The sequence below is a fragment of the Roseovarius nanhaiticus genome, from assembly GCF_900156535.1.
Lineage (GTDB): Bacteria > Pseudomonadota > Alphaproteobacteria > Rhodobacterales > Rhodobacteraceae > Roseovarius > Roseovarius nanhaiticus.
Genome location: NZ_FTNV01000001.1, coordinates 835,758 through 852,411, shown reverse-complemented (window position 1 = coordinate 852,411; position 16,654 = coordinate 835,758). Strand labels below are relative to the sequence as shown.

Annotated in this window: 17 protein-coding genes and 1 tRNA gene; 6 read left to right on the top strand and 12 right to left on the bottom strand. The window is 63.9% G+C overall.

The features are described 5' to 3' along the window. Positions 1 to 2: 2 nt before the first annotated feature. From BW975_RS04110 to BW975_RS04080, 7 genes are all read right to left on the bottom strand, one after another. Positions 3 to 779 carry an amino acid ABC transporter ATP-binding protein gene (locus BW975_RS04110; RefSeq protein ID WP_076531183.1) on the bottom strand — a complete coding sequence of 259 codons (777 nt, stop codon included), beginning with the start codon at positions 777 to 779 and terminating at the stop codon, positions 3 to 5. After that, a complete protein-coding gene (locus BW975_RS04105) occupies positions 776 to 1,447 on the bottom strand; it encodes an amino acid ABC transporter permease (RefSeq protein WP_076531181.1) in 672 nt (223 codons plus the stop codon). Before BW975_RS04105 ends, BW975_RS04110 begins: the two co-directional genes overlap by 4 nt. Before the next feature lie 127 nt (positions 1,448 to 1,574). Further along, positions 1,575 to 2,330 carry a transporter substrate-binding domain-containing protein gene (locus BW975_RS04100; RefSeq protein ID WP_076531179.1) on the bottom strand — a complete coding sequence of 252 codons (756 nt, stop codon included), beginning with the start codon at positions 2,328 to 2,330 and terminating at the stop codon, positions 1,575 to 1,577. Between the two features lie 307 nt (positions 2,331 to 2,637). After that, positions 2,638 to 2,713 (bottom strand) — tRNA-Thr (locus tag BW975_RS04095). An 88-nt stretch (positions 2,714 to 2,801) separates the two neighbouring features. Continuing rightward, complete coding sequence (locus BW975_RS04090) at positions 2,802 to 4,283, bottom strand: heme biosynthesis protein HemY (protein WP_076531177.1); 1,482 nt, start codon at positions 4,281 to 4,283, stop codon at positions 2,802 to 2,804. A gap of 14 nt (positions 4,284 to 4,297) precedes the next feature. Next, positions 4,298 to 5,848, bottom strand: a complete 1,551-nt coding sequence (locus tag BW975_RS04085; protein ID WP_076531175.1) for a hypothetical protein — start codon at positions 5,846 to 5,848, stop codon at positions 4,298 to 4,300. A gap of 47 nt (positions 5,849 to 5,895) precedes the next feature. Next, positions 5,896 to 6,627, bottom strand: coding sequence for a uroporphyrinogen-III synthase (locus BW975_RS04080; RefSeq protein WP_083686973.1), 732 nt, complete (start codon positions 6,625 to 6,627; stop codon positions 5,896 to 5,898). 75 nt (positions 6,628 to 6,702) lie between these two features. On the opposite strand from BW975_RS04080, the gene tsaD reads away from it, so the two are divergent. The 4 genes from tsaD (at position 6,703) to BW975_RS04060 (ending at position 9,195) form a co-directional block, all read left to right on the top strand. Further along, positions 6,703 to 7,788, top strand: a complete 1,086-nt coding sequence (gene tsaD / locus BW975_RS04075; protein WP_076531173.1) for a tRNA (adenosine(37)-N6)-threonylcarbamoyltransferase complex transferase subunit TsaD — start codon at positions 6,703 to 6,705, stop codon at positions 7,786 to 7,788. Between the two features lie 60 nt (positions 7,789 to 7,848). Continuing rightward, positions 7,849 to 8,118, top strand: coding sequence for a YciI family protein (locus BW975_RS04070; protein WP_076531171.1), 270 nt, complete (start codon positions 7,849 to 7,851; stop codon positions 8,116 to 8,118). 5 nt (positions 8,119 to 8,123) lie between these two features. After that, entirely contained in the window at positions 8,124 to 8,549 is a 426-nt protein-coding gene (locus BW975_RS04065) for an EVE domain-containing protein (protein ID WP_076531169.1), read from the top strand. A 121-nt stretch (positions 8,550 to 8,670) separates the two neighbouring features. After that, complete coding sequence (locus BW975_RS04060; protein WP_076531167.1) at positions 8,671 to 9,195, top strand: hypothetical protein; 525 nt, start codon at positions 8,671 to 8,673, stop codon at positions 9,193 to 9,195. A gap of 353 nt (positions 9,196 to 9,548) precedes the next feature. On the opposite strand, the gene BW975_RS04055 is transcribed toward BW975_RS04060, so the two are convergent. Both BW975_RS04055 and BW975_RS04050 read right to left on the bottom strand, forming a co-directional pair. Further along, the gene (locus BW975_RS04055) at positions 9,549 to 10,046 is read right to left on the bottom strand and encodes a lytic transglycosylase domain-containing protein (RefSeq protein WP_418314325.1); all 498 of its coding nucleotides are present in this window, start codon (positions 10,044 to 10,046) and stop codon (positions 9,549 to 9,551) included. Between the two features lie 235 nt (positions 10,047 to 10,281). Further along, on the bottom strand, positions 10,282 to 10,935 hold the full coding sequence (locus tag BW975_RS04050; RefSeq protein WP_076531165.1) for a peroxiredoxin: 654 nt from the start codon (positions 10,933 to 10,935) through the stop codon (positions 10,282 to 10,284). Positions 10,936 to 11,133: 198 nt separating this feature from the next. On the opposite strand from BW975_RS04050, the gene BW975_RS04045 reads away from it, so the two are divergent. After that, on the top strand, positions 11,134 to 12,579 hold the full coding sequence (locus BW975_RS04045; RefSeq protein WP_076531163.1) for an aldehyde dehydrogenase family protein: 1,446 nt from the start codon (positions 11,134 to 11,136) through the stop codon (positions 12,577 to 12,579). Between the two features lie 96 nt (positions 12,580 to 12,675). Further along, the gene (locus BW975_RS04040) at positions 12,676 to 13,734 is read left to right on the top strand and encodes a serine/threonine protein kinase (protein ID WP_076531161.1); all 1,059 of its coding nucleotides are present in this window, start codon (positions 12,676 to 12,678) and stop codon (positions 13,732 to 13,734) included. Here the strand turns inward: BW975_RS04040 and BW975_RS04035 are convergent. The 3 genes from BW975_RS04035 to BW975_RS04025 form a co-directional block, all read right to left on the bottom strand. Next, positions 13,731 to 14,372: a pseudouridine synthase gene (locus BW975_RS04035; protein ID WP_076531159.1), complete on the bottom strand. Its 642-nt coding sequence runs from the start codon at positions 14,370 to 14,372 to the stop codon at positions 13,731 to 13,733. The two genes, BW975_RS04040 and BW975_RS04035, sit on opposite strands and share 4 nt — an antisense overlap. Positions 14,373 to 14,478: 106 nt before the next feature. After that, a complete protein-coding gene (locus BW975_RS04030; RefSeq protein WP_076531157.1) occupies positions 14,479 to 15,828 on the bottom strand; it encodes a glutamine synthetase family protein in 1,350 nt (449 codons plus the stop codon). A 99-nt stretch (positions 15,829 to 15,927) separates the two neighbouring features. Next, the gene (locus BW975_RS04025; protein ID WP_076533363.1) at positions 15,928 to 16,482 is read right to left on the bottom strand and encodes a YqgE/AlgH family protein; all 555 of its coding nucleotides are present in this window, start codon (positions 16,480 to 16,482) and stop codon (positions 15,928 to 15,930) included. Between the last annotated feature and the right edge of the window lie 172 nt (positions 16,483 to 16,654).

Here is a 16,654-nt window from a genome sequence, read left to right as displayed (position 1 = left end):
GCCTAGTGCGTCAGAACCCGCGCAAGGAAGCTTTGCGTCCGCTCATTCTGCGGATTATCAAAGACGTCATCGGGGCTGCCCTGTTCGACGATTTCACCGCTATGAATGTAGATAACCCTGTCCGCCACCTCGCGGGCAAAGGTCATCTCGTGGGTTACGATGACCATGGTCATTCCCTCGCGAGCAAGCTCGCGCATTGCGTCCAGAACCTCGCCGATCATTTCGGGGTCCAGTGCCGAAGTCGGCTCGTCGAAGAGCATCAGGCGCGGCTCCATGGCCAGCGCGCGGGCCAGTGCCACGCGCTGCTGCTGCCCGCCCGACAGCTGGGTCGGATGCTTGCGCGCCTGGTCCGCAATGCCGACACGCTCCAGCAGCCGCTCTGCCGTTTTCTCGGCCTCATCCCTGCTGGCGCCGCGCACCTTCATGGGCGCGAGCGTCACGTTATCCAGCACGGTCATGTGGGGAAAAAGGTTGAACTGCTGAAACACCATCCCAACCTCGGTACGGATGGTCTGCAGCGCCTTGGTTGCCTTGCCGTGCGGCAGCAATTCCTTGCCATCGACCTCGAGGCTGCCGGATTGGAACTCTTCCAACCCGTTGATGCAGCGGATGAGGGTCGACTTGCCCGAGCCGCTGGCGCCGATGATCACGACGACCTCGCCGGGCGTGACATCCAGATCGACATCCTTCAACACATGGAGCGTGCCGAAATGCTTGTTCAACTTGTCCATCTTGACGATGGGGTCGGTCGACTGACTTTTTGTGTTGTCGTTGCTCATTGTCCGACGAGCCCCTTTCTTTCAAGCATCCGCAGGCACAGCGACAGCGTAAGCGTGATCGCCAGATAAAGAAGGGCAACCATCAGATAGACCTCAAGCGCGTTGAACGTGGTCGCGATATAAATCTGTCCCTGGCGCACCAATTCGCCCACGCCGATCACGGCAAAGAGGGACGTGTCCTTGATGCTGATAATGGCCTGGTTGCCCAGCGCCGGGATCATCCGGCGAAAGCCCTGCGGCCAGATGATGTAGCGGAAGGTCTGAAACCGCGAAAGGCCCAGCGACACGCCTGCCTCTCGCTGACCACGCTCGATGGATTGCACGCCGCCGCGCACCACCTCGGAGATATAGGCGCCCGAGTTGACCGCGATGGCGGCGATACCCGCCGTCAGCGCCTCAATCGGCCCGCCCAAAAGCTGCGGAAGACCGTAGAAGATGAACAGCACCTGCACCAGAACGGGCGTGCCGCGGAAAATCTCAATATAGGCGATGGCCGGGGCGCGCAGCCAAACGGTGGGGCTGATGCGCAGAAGCCCGAAAATGATGCCAATGACAAACCCGATCGCCAGTCCCCCGAAGGAAATCAGCAACGTATAGGGCACGCCTTGCAGCAGGTAGGGGATAGAGGCAAAGGCCGCCCCCCAGTCGAATTCAAATGTCACATCCACAGGATCAGGCTCCGGCTAGGGGATTATCCTTTGACGCCAAAACCTCCCCGAAAACGGGTCTTCGGGGAGGCAGGGCCGCATAGACCGCGGCTAAAGCATCAGGTTCTCATGATGTCGCAAGTGCGGTTTACTGCTCGCTCTTGCCAAACCATTTTGCGTGGATCTCGTCATAGGTGCCATCTTCGCGCATGGCGGCCAGCGCCTCGTTCACGGCCTCGACACGTTCGCTGCCCTGGGGGAAAGCGATGCCATATTGCTGGCCTTCATAGAGCGGACCGACGACCTTGACCCGGCCTTCGCCGCGCGTCTGCGAGAAGTAGCCGACATTGGGGGCGTCATAGAACACGGCGTCAACACTCCCGCCGACCAGTGCCATATACATGTCGGCCGAGCCCGGATAGGGCGTGATATCGGCGCTATCACCGAATTTCTCGGTCAGGAAGTCATAGCTGGTCGAGCCGATCTTGGTGCCGATCTTCATGCCTTCCAGATCGTCGATCTCAGCGACACCTTCCTGGTCGCTGCCGACCAGAACCTGAAGGCCGCTGTCGTAATAGGGATCCGAAAAGTCGACGATTTCCTTGCGCTCATCGGTGATGGTGATGCCGGCGATCGCGATATCCACGTTGCCCGTTTGAAGCGCGGGAATGATACCGTTGAAATCCATCGTGTTGATGTCCGGGGTAAAGCCCGCCCGCTTCCCGATCTCGCGGATGATGTCCATGTCAAAGCCGGTCATCTCACCGGTTTCCTGATCCATCATCTCGAAGGGCACAAAGCTGGGGTCGGTCGCGACGCGAACCGTATCCTGAGCCATCGCGCCCGAGGCCATACCAAGACCGATTGCGCTGGCCAGTGCCAATTTCTTGAATTTGAATGTCATGTTCGTCTCCCTCTTCGTCTAAGCCGAATGGTTGTTCTATCTTGACGGCGCTTAGCATGTGCAACCGCCGTATGGGCGTCAACCAGATAGCCGCTACAGTGCTTGAGGCTTGATTTTACAACGTTATCCGGGTTCAACGCAGAGCGGCGAGCCAAGGTTCCAAATTTCGCACAGCTGCCGCCATCAGGACGCGGCAGGCGGGATTCGGCGTTTGGTGAGGGATGAAGACCACTGGGCATGCCCATCCGCGCCACCGCGACGGACGGCCTAGTTTGCGGCCGGGCGCCGCGCAAAATTCTTCAGGAATTGGTGCCGCTGATAGGACTCGAACCTACGACCCCATCATTACGAATGACGTGCTCTACCAGCTGAGCTACAGCGGCCCTTGGCGTGGCCTTGCGCGGGAAAGTATCCGCCCGCAAGGCGCTTTGGGTGACGGCGCTATAGCACCGCCGCCTAGTTGGGCCAAGCCTATTTTTTGGCCTCTGCCGTTTCGCTCTCCGCACTCGTTTCGGGCGCGTCCTGCACGATTTCGGCGTCGACGACATTTGCCACATCGGTGGCGCTCGTCTCGTCCAGATCGCCCATGATGAGGGGCAGCATTTCGATACCCGTGGGCGAGGTCACGTCGTTTTGTGGCGGCGTTTTCCACTCCAGCGTGTCGAACGCTTCGCAATGATCGCAGGCGGGCGCCCATTCGCCGTGGATATGCTGGCATTTGCCGCAGATCCATTGCGGACCGCGCGGCGCGGCCATGGCGCGGGCAAGCCAGCCCTTGACCACACGGTCGGCGGCGCCCTCACCCTTCTCGATTGCGGCCATGATTGTCAGAACGCGCGCGTCAGGGTCTTTTTCGACCAGATCACCGAGCGCGCGGCGCGCGCCGGGGAAATCCTCGGCGGCAAGGTTCAACTCGGCCTCGACCAGCTTCGATTCGCGGTGATCTGGCCGCGCGTCGGTCAGCTTCTTGAACCGCTTGAGGCGGGCCTGCGGCGTCTCGTCTGGCGCAATGGCGGCAAAGGCGGCGGCCAGATCGGGATGCGGCTGCTGATCCCATGCCTTGCGGATGACGCGCGCGGCGTAGCGCGGCGCGCCTTGGGCGATATAGCTGCGCGCGGCCATGACAGCGGCGGGAATGAGGTGGGGCGACAGCTTGTTCGCCTCGATCGCCGCCTCGCGCGCCTCGACAGTCTTGCCCTCGACGGCGATGTCGCGCGCTGCCGACAGGGCCAACACCGCGTCGCGCCGCTTGTGGACGTCGCGCGGGATATTGCCATGCTTGAGCTTGGCGCCCAGCGTCTGGCGCGCACCGGTCCAATCCTCCTGACTGGTCTGCAAGCGCAAGAGCGTGTCCTGAATTTCCGGATGCGCGGGCTTGAGGCCAAACGCCGTCTGCGCCAGTTTCAGTGCCGTGTCGGTATCCCCATCCGCCAGCTTTTGCCGCAAGATGCCGCGCACACCCACAAACCGGGTGCGATCATCCTTGAGGAGGCGCTTATACACCTCCTCGGCCTTGGCACGGTTGCCCTGCATCTCGGCCGCCTGAGCGGTCACGAGGTTGGTCAGCGCGGGCTTGCGCAAGTACCGCTCGGCCTTGGCGGCGCGGGCCATGGCAATGTCCCCCTCGCCCGAGGCCAGCGCCATCATCCCTTCGGACAGGGCGCGGTAGCCCTTTTCCTGCCGGTTGCGATCAAAGTGACGCGACAATGCCGTCTCATCGCCGTTGATGAATTTCAGCACCGCGATCAGCAGCGACGCCAGCTTGAGCAACAGCCACAGGCCCAGAATCAGCAGCGACAGCGCGATAACGGCCTTGAGCGGCGTCAGGTTCAGCTCGACCCCGGCCATGACGATACGCACACCACCATCCAACTCGAGCAGGTGGGACACGCCGAACGTGACCAGAACGACGAGGGCCAGGAAAACGACGATCTTGATGATTGACCACAACATGGAGGCAGGCCCTTTCAGTTCAGTTTCGCGGCAAGCGCGTCATGGGCGGAAACCGCCTGCATCCGGGCGCGCACTTGCGCGGCCCAGTCGGCCAGCTCGGCCTTTGCAGGCTCTGGCAGGCTTTCGAATTCGGTCAGAGCCGCCTCAAGGTTGCCTTGGCGCAACTCATCCTCGACGCGCGACAGGATGGCGTCGGTTGTCGGGCCTTCCTTGCGCTCGAGCGAGCGTGCGCCCAGCTGATCCGACATGAAAGACCAGAGGTCAGGATCCTCGCCATCGACGCCGCTCTGGCGGGCTGCCGTCAGCGCGGCGCGGGCGGCGGGGGCGTATCCTTCTTGCAGCCCGGCGCGTGTCGGAACGCCCGTATCGGCCACCTCCTGCAACGCGTCGGGCGCGGACATACCCGCGCGCTCAAGATCGCCCAGCGCAGCTGTGAACTCCGATCCGGTATCCAGCGCGGTTGCAATACGCGACAGGGCCGCGCGGCGCAGCGCCTGCTGCGCGGCGGTGCGGGCCTCGTTGTCACGCTCTTCGGCGGCGCGGTTCAACTGGTCCAGTTGCTCGCCCTGACGGGCCAATGTATCGCGCAGCGCCGAAAGCTGAGCGGGGGATACGCCCGCACCGCCGCCACTTGGCTCACTCTCGATTTTGTCGATCCGCTGGAACAGCTGCGCGACCTGCTGCGACAGCTCGCTCATCTTCATGTCCAGCGCCTGTTGGCTGCCCTCGATGCCCGACAGGTCAGGCGCATCGGGCGTGCCCGGCAGATCCGCGATCTGGCCAGCCAGCGCGTCAAGCCTCTGGGATTGCTCGTCGAGGCGCGCGGCAACGTCAACCTCGGCATCGCCCGTTCGGGTCATGATGCCCATTTCGGGCAAAATGTAATAAGCCGCACCAAAACCGATGGCGCCAGCGCAGATCCCGCCCAAAAAGAGCGGGAAAAATCCGCCACGCTTTGGCGCTTGCAATGCTGTCTGGCGCGGGGTCTCAGAGCTTCGGGCGGCGGATTGGCCGGACGCGCTCTGCGGCTTGGCTGGGGCGGATGCGGGGCTGCTTCCGGTCTCGGATTTGGTGGCGGTCTTGGGAACCGACGTCGCGCTGGTTGTTGCGCCTGCCGTGGACGTTTCTGACTTGGACGCTGAGGGCGCGTTGGAGTCAGCGTCCTTGGGCGCATCCACCGCTTTGCCGGTTTCCACGGCTTTGCCCGCCTCCTTGGCTTTCCCGGTGTCCGTTGCAGAAATCTCGTCCTTGGACGCGGCGCCAGCGGGCGTCGGCGAAGTACCTCTCTCCGAGGTAGAAGATTGATCGGCCGAGGTCACGGTACCGGATTTCGCCGGGGTGGTCTTTGCTGCTGATGCGCGCGGCTTGCTCGCCTTGGCGGCGCCTGATTTCGTGGCGGATTTATCTGATTTGCCAGCCGCGCCCGCCTTGGGCTTGGCAGCGCCCTTGTCAGCGACAGGCTGCTTTGCGGTTGCATCAGAGGGCTTGGCACCGTTGCCTTTTGGCGATGTCTCGTTGCCCGTTCCGGCGCTTGGGCCGTCCCCGGACCCTTTTTTGTCTGCCACGTCGTCTGCCCCTTTCGAATCCGGCCGAATTGTTCAGCCTGTCAACCTTACTGCGCGCGCTTTGTTCCCTCAAGGCGATAGGCCGCCGATACCGCCTCGGGCCATGCGCGCAGCATGGCGCCCGCATCGGGCCGCTCCGCGACCAGCATCTCGCGCACCGCGCCGTCGGGCACACGCGCCGCCGCAGCGGCACTGATCGCCAGGGCCACGACAGGCGCCGCAGGCGTAGCGCCATCAAATAGTGCGGCCGCACTGCGCGGCGAGAAGAGCGGCGCAATGACCGGGGCGTCCGAGGCAAGCGCCGCGCGCGCGGCGTCGCTGAGCGGGGCGGGCGTCTGCGCGTAGATGATCGCCTGATCGGCAGTGATGCCAACGGCCAACAGCGCGCGTGCCAGATCCGCCGCCGCATGTTCCCCGCGCAGGTGCAGCATCGGCCCCGGCTTGCCATCCGCCTTGATCCGCGCGATCAAATCGCGTGCGTCGCCTTGCGCCGAAACCGCCCGCAAACCAATGCGCCGCGCCTCTTCGGCGGTGGCATCGCCAACCGCGTAGGCCGGAATATCACGCCGCGCGCTCAGCTCGGCGTAGCGGCGCACGCCGTTGCGCGACGTAAAGATCAGCCAGCGGTAGGGCGCCAGGTCGGGCAAGGCGCCGCGCCCCTCGATCACCAGAGCGGGCGACAGGATCACCGGCAGAGCCTCGCCCGGCAGATCCTGCAGCGCCGCGGCAAATTCGGCCCCGTAAGGCTCGGGGCGCGTGATCAGAACGGTAGGGGGCAAGGCGGGGCTCCGCAGTTGTGACGCAGATGGCCAAGTGATACGCGGGCACAGGCAAGCGTGCAACGGGCGGAACGTATGAGCAATACCCTCACCATCCTCGGCATCGAGAGCAGCTGCGACGATACGGCGGCGGCAATCCTGCGCGTGCCGGACGACGGCGCGCCACAGATCCTCGCCCAGACGGTGCAGGGACAGGGGCAACTCCACGCCGACTTCGGCGGTGTCGTCCCCGAGATCGCGGCGCGCGCCCATGCCGAGAAGCTGGACATCTGCGTGGCCGAAGTGCTGCGGGATGCGGTCCTTGGGCTGCAGGGCATGGACGCCATCGCGGTGACCGCCGGGCCCGGCCTGATCGGCGGAGTCATGTCGGGCGTGATGTGCGCCAAGGGTCTGGCCACCGGCGCGGGTCTGCCGCTGATCGGGGTCAATCATCTGGCGGGCCATGCGCTGACGCCGCGTTTGACCGATGGCGTTGCCTATCCCTACCTCATGCTGCTGGTCTCGGGCGGGCATTGCCAGTTCCTTCGGGTCGGCGGCCCCCAGGACTTCACCCGGCTGGGCGGCACGATAGATGACGCCCCCGGCGAAGCGTTCGACAAGACCGCGCGCCTTCTGGGCTTGCCGCAGCCCGGCGGCCCGTCGGTCGAGGCAGAGGCAGCGCTGGGGGATCCCGCGCGCCACGCCTTTCCGCGCCCGATGCTGGACCGGCCCGGATGCGATATGTCCTTTTCCGGGCTCAAGACAGCCATCCTGCGCGCCCGCGACGCCATCGTGGCGGACAAGGGCGGGCTGACGCGGCAGGACCGGCGCGACCTCTGCGCCGGGTTCCAGGCCGCGATGCAGGATGTGCTGGCCGAAAAGACGCGCCGCGCGCTGGCCGCCTGCCCCGATCTGGGCGTGATCGCCGTGGCGGGCGGCGTCGCGGCAAACGAGGCCATTCGCGGCGCGCTGATGGGCGTGGCCGAGGCGGCGGGCGTCCGCTTTGTCGCGCCGCCCCTCGCGCTTTGTACCGACAATGCCGCGATGATCGCCTATGCGGGGGCCGAACTTTACCGCGCGGGCCAGCGTGATGACATGACCCTTTCGGCGCGGCCCCGATGGCCGCTGGACGCCGCCGCGCCCTCGATGCTGGGCTCGGGCAAGAAAGGCGCCAAGGCGTAAATTGCGCCGCCCCGTTTGCCGCGCTAACGTGCATGCGAACAGCCCAAGAAGGAGCCCCCAATGCTGATCGCCCTGATCGCCCGCGACAAACCCGGCGCATTGCAAATCCGCCTCGACACGCGCGACGCGCATGTCGCTTATCTGAAGGCGTCGGATGCAGTATCGCAGGCCGGACCGCTCTTGAACGAGGCAGGCGAGATGTGCGGATCGCTGGTGGTGCTGGATGTCGAGGATATGGACGCCGCCCGTGCCTGGGCCGGCGCCGATCCCTACGCCCACGCGGACCTTTTCGAAAGTGTCGAGTTGATCCCGTGGAAGAAGGTTATCTAGGCCCGATGCAATACTGGCTCTTCAAATCCGAACCCTCGGCCTGGAGCTGGCAGGAGCAGGTGGCACGCGGCGACGCGGGCGAGCAGTGGGACGGCGTGCGCAACTACCAGGCGCGCAATGTCATGCGGCAGATGGCGTTGGGCGATCGTGGCTTTTTCTATCACAGTCAGGCCGAGCGTGCGATTGTCGGCATCGTCGAGATTTGCGCCGAAGCGCATCCCGACACAACCACCGATGATCCGCGCTGGGACTGCGTCGATATCCGCGCGGTGATGCCGGTGGAGGCGCCCGTCACGCTGGATGCGATCAAGGCAGACCCGCGCCTGGCCGATATGCCGCTGGTGCGCCAGCCGCGCCTGTCGGTCCAGCCGGTCAGCGCCGAGGCGTGGCGCATCATCTGCGACATGGCGGGCGTTGACCCTTCGTCATAATCTGCGCCGGGCTGCGGAACCCTCCATGACATTCGGCGTTTACCCGAAGACAGCGCGCAGCTTTGCTCGCACGCTGGCCTGACGGTGCTGCAAGGCATCGAGAAAATTCTGGAGATGTAAAATGACCAAGCTACTCACCGCATTTGGTGCAATCACCCTCGCCCTCACCGCCCCCCTCGCTGCAGACGTTCAAAACGTCCTCCCGACCAAAGGCGACGAGATTTCGAAGTACCGTGACGCCGCCGGCTGGGTCGTGCGTAAGAACGATACCAAAGGGTCGTGCTTTGCCTCCTACCGGTCCGAGTCGGGCGCGATCGTGCAATTCGGTTTCACCGACGATGAAACCGCTGGCTATCTCGGCCTCTTCGGTCAGAACAGCGCCGCCATCCCAAGCGAGCAGGAAGTCGCCTTCATCGCGAATGGCAATCTCTATGGCGGCATGGCGACCGGCGTGGGCGCAAGCCTGGAAGACGGGTACGAGGGCGGCTATGTTCTGGTGAACAACGCCGAATTCGTGACCGATATCGAGACCGGCGAAGAGCTGGTCGTGTTCCCCGAGACGCCGAATTCCTACATCGTCGATATGTCCGGCGCATCGACAGCACTTTACGAAGTGCGCAAGTGCACCGCCGAAATCGGCAGCTGAACCTCGCAACCTCAGACTACCAAAGGCCCCGCCGCGCGGGGCCTTTTTCATGCGCCGTGATGGCCAGACGAGAGGGCGCAAAAACCGGCGCGCCGCTCGTAATGGCATGTAGTCGATGCGATATATAAAAAAACGGAGGGTTCCGGCCCATTTGCCGAAACCCTCCGCCACCCCACGTGCTCCCAAGCACCACACGTGTATTCTGGAATTAGGTTCCGGCCATCCTGGCCCGACAAGAAGACACTAGCCGTTTGCGCAGCACAGCGCAAAACCCAAGTGCCGAGAATTTATCTCAAAACCCGCCGGACCAATATCCATCAAATCAGATCAGAGCGACGAACGCCCCGTGTGGCTTAGCTGCAATGCTTGGCGATCTCGCGTGTTTTCAGCTCGGTCTCGACCAGAAGGCAACGATTGCGCGCCTCGTAGTAATACCCGCGCGCGTACCACATTACCGCCTCGTCGATATCACCGTCCGACACCATCCACGCCCCACGCAGATATTTGACCGCGAAATGAAGATTGGTCTCGGCATCGAGCAGGTCCGTATCCCGGCCCGCAAATCCCATGCCGCGGGCTGTGGCAGGCAGAATCTGCATCATTCCGTAATAGGGGCCGTTGCGCGCGTGGGGGCGATAATCGCTCTCGCGTTGGATGACCTTGTGCACCAGCTTGCGGGGCACCTGGTAATGATCTGCGTATTTGTTGACCAATTGCCGGATCTCCGGCGTTTCACCGGGATAGAGCGCCGTGGACGAGCTGGTGGAAACAGTGGGCGTCTCCTTGGGCGGGGTCCCTGCGCAGGCGGCCAAAAAGCCTAGCGAGAGAACGATTGCAGCGCGCAAGAGCATGATCCGGGGCATCTCCAAGGGAATCTCTCGCGTGGTTAAGCCGCAAAGCAGGCGCCCGAGGCAAGCGCAGCTTGCCTTGCTGCGCAGGAAATCGCCCGCGGCCACGCCCAATCGGCGGAGGATCGCGCAAATCTGCCCCTCCGTCAGCCCCGCGCAATCGCCCGGTCCAACCACGCAAAAAGGCCCCGGCATGTCTGCCGGGGCCTCCTTCCCGCTGGTATCTTGCAAGCGACCCTCAGCCCTTGAGCTTGGTCATGCGCAGATAGGGCAAAACGGTCTCGAAATCTCCGAACTTTTCCTTGGCATCGGCGTCGTTCAGCGCTGTCGGAATGACAACGTCCTGCCCCACCTGCCAATCGGCAGGGGTGGCGACGCCAGCCTTGGCGGCTGTTTGCAAACCATCCAGCGCGCGCAGAACCTCGGCAAAGTTGCGGCCCACGTTCATCGGATATGTCATCGACAGTTTCAGCTTCTTGTCGGGCCCGATGATGAAGACCGCGCGCACCGTCGCGCTGTCGTTCGGGGTGCGGCCGTCGGGCATATACGCCTCGGCAGGCAGCATGTCGAAGGCTTTGGACACTTCCAGCCCCTCATCGGCGATGATGGGAAAGCCTGCGGTTGTCCCGGCGACTTTCTCAATGTCGCCCTTCCATTTCTTGTGCTCTTCGGCGCTGTCGACCGAGACGCCAATCACCTTGGTGCCGCGCTTTTCCCACTCATCGGACAGGCGCGCGACGGCGCCGAATTCGGTGGTGCAGACGGGTGTGAAATCCTTGGGGTGCGAGAACAGGATAGCCCAGCTGTCACCGATGAAATCGTGAAACTTGATGGTGCCGTGGTCCGTCTCGGCGGTGAAATCGGGGACGGTGTCGTTGATGCGCAATGCCATGGCAATGTGTCCTTTCCAAATGGTGAATTCTATTCCAACGCTTAAATAATCTGCCCGCCACGCGTTTGCACCCCCCCTGTCGCAGACCCACTACTTTGGCCCCGCCCGGCCCGCCTTGCAGGTGCAACGGCGCAGGGCTATGTCATGGGCAGAGGGCGCAGAAATGCCGCCACACGCAACAGCCAAGGGAGACACGTCATGATCGAGAAACGTCAATTCTACATCAACGGAAACTGGGTCGATCCGGCCAGCAGCACCGAATGCCAGGTCATCAATCCCTCGAATGAGGAGCCGTGCGCCGTCGTCACCTTGGGCAATCAAGCTGACACCGATGCCGCGGTCGCTGCCGCGAAATCCGCGTTCCCGGCATGGATGAATACCTCGCCCGCCGAGCGCATCGCGCTGGTCGAAAAACTGCAAAAGGTCTACGATGCCCGCGCCGAGGATATGGCACAGGCCATCAGCCTCGAGATGGGCGCGCCCATCGAGCTGGCACGCCAGCAGCAGGCCGCCGCCGGTTCGGGCCATATCGCCGCGTTCCTGAAGGCCGCCAAGGAATATGAATTCGAGCATCAGCACGATCCGAACACCCCCGGCAGCTACATCCGCAACGAGCCGATCGGCGTCGCCGCGCTGATCACGCCGTGGAACTGGCCGATGAACCAGGTCACGCTCAAGGTGATCGCTGCCGCCGTCGCGGGCTGCACAATGGTGCTAAAGCCCAGCGAGGAATCGCCTCTGTCGTCGATGGTTTTCGCCGAAATGATGCACGAGGCGGGCTTCCCGCCGGGCGTCTTCAACCTCGTCAACGGTGATGGCACGGGCGTCGGCACCCAGCTGACCGAGCATCCCGATGTCGACATGATCAGCTTCACCGGCTCGTCCCGCGCGGGCAAGCTGATCTCAAAGGGCGCCGCCGAGACGCTCAAGCGCGTGTCGCTGGAGTTGGGCGGCAAGGGCGCCAATCTGGTCTTTGCGGACGCCGACGATGCGGCCGTCGAGCGCGGCGTGCGCCACTGCATGAACAACTCGGGCCAGTCGTGCAACGCGCCGACCCGCATGATCGTGCAGCGCGAGGTCTATGACGCTGCTGTTGAGAAGGCCGCCGAGATTGCCAATTCGATCAAGGTCGGCCCCGCCGATCAGGAGGGCGATCACATCGGCCCGGTCGTCAACAAGGTCCAATTCGACAAGATCCAGGACCTGATTCAGCAGGGCATCGACGAGGGCGCGCGCTTGGTCGCGGGCGGCGTGGGCCGGCCCGATGGCCTCAACCGCGGCTTTTACGTCAAGCCGACGGTCTTTGCGGATGTGAACAACAACATGGTCGTCGCCCGCGAAGAGATCTTTGGCCCGGTCCTGTCGATCATCCCCTTTGACACCGAGGAAGAAGGCATCGCCATCGCCAATGACACGCCCTACGGCCTGACCGACTACTTGCAAACGCAGGACAAGGGCCGCGCCGCCCGCGTCGCCCGCGCCCTGCGCGCCGGCATGGTCGAGGTCAACGGCAGGAGCCGTGGCGAGGGCGCGCCCTTTGGCGGTATGAAGCAGTCCGGCAACGGGCGCGAAGGCGGCCCTTGGGGCATCGAGGATTTCATCGAGGTGAAGTCGGTCTCGGGCTACGATCCCAAGGCGGCCTGATCCGCCACCATCAGTTGCGAAGGGCCGGAGCGATCCGGCCCTTTTGCGTTTCTGAAGGGGCTGGGCGCCTCTGCCGAAACACATTAGAAGGGCGCCATGACCCTGCCTCCGCCTTCCGCCGATGCCATCGCCCGCGCCGCCTTCGTCCCGAAGACGGTGCATAAGCGCGACATCTTCTCCGAGACGATCTCGGGCGATCTGGAAGGTATTCCGGACTACCCCGTGGTCCTGCGCAAGCTCGATACCGTGCCGTGGTACGCCCGCCCCATTGCCTGGGCGCTGGCGCGCAAGGAAATCCGCGGCCTGCGTGCGGTGCAAGGGATCGAAGGTTGTCCGGCTCTCGTACGCGTGGACAAAACCGGCCTTCTGCGCAGCTGGACGCGCGGCACGCCGCTGCAACTGGCCCAGCCTTCGGATGCCGCATGGTACCGCGACGCTAAGCGCCTTTTGCGGCAGATGCGTAGTAAGGGCGTCACGCATAACGACATCGCCAAGCCTCAGAACTGGCTGATGACACCCGATGGCCGCGCCGCCGTCATCGACTTTCAACTCGCCTCGGTTCACCGCCGGCGCGGGCGCCTCTTTCGCGTCATGGCGCGCGAGGATCTGCGCCACCTGCTGAAGCAAAAGCGCGCCTATGCGCCCGATCTGCTGACCCCGTCCGAGCACCGCATGCTGGCGCAAAAGGCGCTGCCTTCGCGCATCTGGATGGCGACTGGCAAGCGCGCCTATAACTTCATCACGCGCCGCCTGATGAACTGGTCGGATGGCGAGGGCACCGAGGACCGCATCCAGCGCGACGGACCTGCATTGACGGCGGCGCTGATGGCGCATCCCGAGGTAGCGGGCGTGGCCCTCGCCACCTACGCGCTGCCTGCAAAAGGCGTCGGACTTTATGCCTTTGTGGAAACCACCCTCAGCGCCGATGCCCTGACCACCCTCGCGCCCGAGCCGAGGCCCGAGGCGATCCAGCCCGTCGCCACCCTGCCCCGCCATGCAGATGGCAGCGTCCGCGAAGATGCGCTGGCCCTCATCGCCGCGAACCGCCTTGATGAGCTGGCCCAGCTACAAGAGCGCGCGCCGGAACTGGCCAAAGCGCTCGCCCCCATCATCGCCAACCGGCTCAACCTTACAGACCGCGTGCTAAAGCCCTAGAACGGCGCCTTGGCGCGAAACGCCATGCCGCGCCCGCTCTCAGGGTGATTGATCCGCAATTCCTCAGCATGCAGCATCATCCGGTCCTGCCCGGTTTCCGGCGCGTAGAACGGATCGCCCAGAATGGGATGTCCGATTGCCAGCATATGGACGCGCAGCTGATGCGTGCGCCCGGTCTTGGGCCAAAGGCGCAGACGGCTTTCTGCATCGCTGGCCTTCAGCACGCGGTACGCGGTCAGCGACGGCTTACCCGTTTCATGACACACCATCTGGCGCGGCCGGTTCGGCCAATCCACGATCAAAGGCAGATCCACCTCGCCCGTCTTGCCCGCCACCCGGCCCGCCACGCGCGCCACATAGGTCTTGCGCGCGCGCCGGTCCTGAAACTGCGCGCTCAGAAATCGCTGCGCATGCGGCGTCAGGCCAAAGACCATGACGCCCGACGTGTCCCGGTCCAGCCGGTGCACCAAAAGCGCGGTGGGAAAGGCCGCCTGAACGCGGCTCAGCAGGCAATCGGCCAGATGCTCGCCCTTGCCCGGCACGGACAAAAGGCCGTCAGGCTTGACCACCGCCAAAATATCGCTGTCCTCGTGGACAACCTCCAGCGGCGTCATAGGCGGATCATAGGGCGTTTGCATCCGCCCGCTCTATCCCGCAGAGGCGCGCCCGTCCAGCAGGCCCACCTCTTTCATTGTTCCAAAAATACTCGCGCCGCAGGCATCCCGCCACCGGCAAGGAGCGCGATCAGACGATCTCGAGATAGCTGTGATACTCCAGATCCGTCACCGCCCGCGCAAAGGTCCGAAGCTCCTGGCTCTTGCATTCGACCATCATCGTCTGCAGCCGTTTGGAGAAGATCTCTGGCACGTGCCGCCCCTTGCGGAACGCATCGATCGCCGTCGCCCAGTCCAGCGGCAGCGTTTCCAGCTTCATCGAATAAGCGTCGCCGGTGATCGGTGCGGCCGGCTCCAGCTTCTGCTCAATCCCTAATAGGGCACCGCCCAGAATGCTGGCCAGCACCAGGTAGGGGTTGGCATCCGCGCCTGCGACGCGGTGCTCGATCCGGCGGGCCTTTGGGCTGCCGCCGGGAATGCGGATCGCCGCCGTGCGATTTTCGTATCCCCAGGCGACCGAGGTGGGCGCATGCGAGCCGGGCATGATCCGGCGGTATGAGTTTTCGTGCGGCGCGAAGGTGAGGGTATTCTCCTGCATCGTCTCCATCAGCCCGCCGACGGCAAAGCGCATCAGGTCGGTGCCCGCCTCGCCCCCATTGTCGAAGACATTGACGCCGTTTTCATCGACCAGCGAGAAATGCACGTGAAACCCGCTGCCCGAGCGGTTGCCGTAGGGCTTGGCCATGAATGTCGCCGCAAAACCGTGCTTGCGCGCGACGCCCCGCACCAGCCGTTTGAAGAGCACGGCATCGTCGGCGGCGCGCAACGGGTCGGCCACATGCATCATGTTGATCTCGAACTGGCCTGCGCCGTTCTCGGAGATCGCGGCATCGGCGGGGATGCCCTGTAATTGGCAAACGTCGTAGACGTCGTTCAGGAATTCATCGAAATGCTGCAACTCGTCCAGCGACATGGCCCCGTCCGAGTCGAGCCGCTTGCCTGTCACGGGCGAGCGGGGCGCCTGCGGGCGGTCCTCGCTGGGATCGCAGATGTAGAATTCCAACTCGGTCGCCACAACGGGCGTCAGGCCGTGAACCTTGAACCGTTCGGCCACGCGCGCCAGCGCCTGGCGCGGATCACCCATGAACGGCGTGCCGTCCTCCTGCCGCATCATAAGCATCGCAAGGGCGGTGGGCCGGCTGGTCCAGGTGATGGGGATCAAGGGACGTCCGATGAATTCGCAAAGGCCATCGGCATCACCGGTCTCGAAAACCAGCTCACTGCGCTCGATATCCTCGCCCCAGATATCCATTCCGACGATCGACAGGGGCATGCGCAGCCCGCCATCGACAACCTTGGCGACGTGATCGACCGGCACACGCTTGCCCCGCATGGCACCGTTCAGGTCGCACACGCAGGCAAAGATTGATTCGATTTCGGGGCGGGCATCCAGCCACGTCTTGATGTCATCGGGGGTCATGCGCGGGGCCTTCAGTAAGGGTATTTGCAAACGCCCTTTATCGGCGCCCTTCCTCTTGCCATGCCGCCCCTACAACCCGCAAGCTGCAACACGCGCGGCTCAGGCCGTGCCCGCTGCCGCGGACAGCGCAAGCGGGCTGATGCCCAGCGTGGCCAGCGCAGCCGTCCACTTGTCCTCGGGCCGCGTGCCGAAAACCAGCTTGGCGCTGGCATCGCAGATCAGCCAGCCATTATCGGCGATCTCGTCCTCCAACTGACCGGGCCCCCATCCTGCATAGCCAAGCGCGATCAGCGCAGCATCGGGCCCCGCGCCGGCCGCCATATCCTCAAGAATATCGACCGTTGCAGTCATCGCGAACGTGCCGTCCACATCAAGGCTGGAGATCGACGACGCGTAGCCCGCATCATGGAGCACGAACCCGCGCGCCGATTCGACCGGACCGCCGAAATGGATCGGCATGCGGCGTGCACCGGGGGATGCCTCGATTTCAAGTTGTTCAAGCAGATCGGCCAGCTTCAGATCATCCGCCATCTTGTTGACGACAAGGCCCATGGCGCCCTCGTCCGAATGCGCGCAGACAAAGATCAAGGATTGTTCAAACCGCGGATCGGCCATGCCCGGCATCGCGATCAGCATGCGCCCGGTGATATCCATCCCGGCCAGAGACGCGGTGTCGGACGCAGATGTGCCAGACGGCGCGGACTCGGGAGGATCATTGGCAGAGCTCATAACCCCGAGAATGGCGGCTTGCACCGTCCTTTACAAGGGGTGGCGACCGCCCGGTGGCACCCGACTCTGACCCGATTGTGAATTGGCTTTGTGCGCG

Coding starts and splice junctions, on each gene's coding strand:
- BW975_RS04110 (WP_076531183.1), bottom strand. CDS start 779: ATGAGCAACGACAACACAAAAAGTCAGTCGACCGACCCCATCGTCAAG.
- BW975_RS04100 (WP_076531179.1), bottom strand. CDS start 2,330: ATGACATTCAAATTCAAGAAATTGGCACTGGCCAGCGCAATCGGTCTT.
- BW975_RS04090 (WP_076531177.1), bottom strand. CDS start 4,283: ATGTTGTGGTCAATCATCAAGATCGTCGTTTTCCTGGCCCTCGTCGTT.
- tsaD (WP_076531173.1), top strand. CDS start 6,703: ATGAGCAATACCCTCACCATCCTCGGCATCGAGAGCAGCTGCGACGAT.
- BW975_RS04070 (WP_076531171.1), top strand. CDS start 7,849: ATGCTGATCGCCCTGATCGCCCGCGACAAACCCGGCGCATTGCAAATC.
- BW975_RS04065 (WP_076531169.1), top strand. CDS start 8,124: ATGCAATACTGGCTCTTCAAATCCGAACCCTCGGCCTGGAGCTGGCAG.
- BW975_RS04060 (WP_076531167.1), top strand. CDS start 8,671: ATGACCAAGCTACTCACCGCATTTGGTGCAATCACCCTCGCCCTCACC.
- BW975_RS04055 (WP_418314325.1), bottom strand. CDS start 10,046: ATGCTCTTGCGCGCTGCAATCGTTCTCTCGCTAGGCTTTTTGGCCGCC.
- BW975_RS04050 (WP_076531165.1), bottom strand. CDS start 10,935: ATGGCATTGCGCATCAACGACACCGTCCCCGATTTCACCGCCGAGACG.
- BW975_RS04045 (WP_076531163.1), top strand. CDS start 11,134: ATGATCGAGAAACGTCAATTCTACATCAACGGAAACTGGGTCGATCCG.
- BW975_RS04040 (WP_076531161.1), top strand. CDS start 12,676: ATGACCCTGCCTCCGCCTTCCGCCGATGCCATCGCCCGCGCCGCCTTC.
- BW975_RS04035 (WP_076531159.1), bottom strand. CDS start 14,372: ATGCAAACGCCCTATGATCCGCCTATGACGCCGCTGGAGGTTGTCCAC.
- BW975_RS04030 (WP_076531157.1), bottom strand. CDS start 15,828: ATGACCCCCGATGACATCAAGACGTGGCTGGATGCCCGCCCCGAAATC.
- BW975_RS04025 (WP_076533363.1), bottom strand. CDS start 16,482: ATGGATATCACCGGGCGCATGCTGATCGCGATGCCGGGCATGGCCGAT.